This is a genomic window from Marinomonas sp. S3726 (genome assembly GCF_000967665.1).
Lineage (GTDB): Bacteria > Pseudomonadota > Gammaproteobacteria > Pseudomonadales > Marinomonadaceae > Marinomonas.
Genome location: NZ_JXYC01000038.1, coordinates 1 through 306, shown reverse-complemented (window position 1 = coordinate 306; position 306 = coordinate 1). Strand labels below are relative to the sequence as shown.

The window sequence follows — 306 nt, the reverse complement described above, 5'->3', positions numbered from 1 at the left end:
CCGTGCCACCCGCTTCGGTGATCGAACCGGTCGCACTTAGGCTCACGGTCGTTGTGTCTGTGGTATCTGTGATCGCTGTTGTTGCCGCTGTGCTATCAACCGCTAAGTTTTCGAAGTTACCGCCTGTCGCGCCAGTGATGCTTGCGCTAATGCTGGATGCATCAGTGTAAACATCTTCATCCGCCGCAACCGTGACATCCACTGTGCCTGTGGTTGCACCGTCGGCAATCGTGATGGTCTCACCATTATCTAGCGTCACGGTCACATCGCCTTGCGCTGCATTCGTCAAGGTCGCTGTGTAGGTAA

At 55.2% G+C, this 306-nt stretch carries 1 protein-coding gene; it reads right to left on the bottom strand.

The features are described from left to right. Nucleotides 1-306 (bottom strand): immunoglobulin-like domain-containing protein (locus TW85_RS26245; protein WP_046019400.1); only part of this gene is annotated, 306 nt, incomplete at both ends.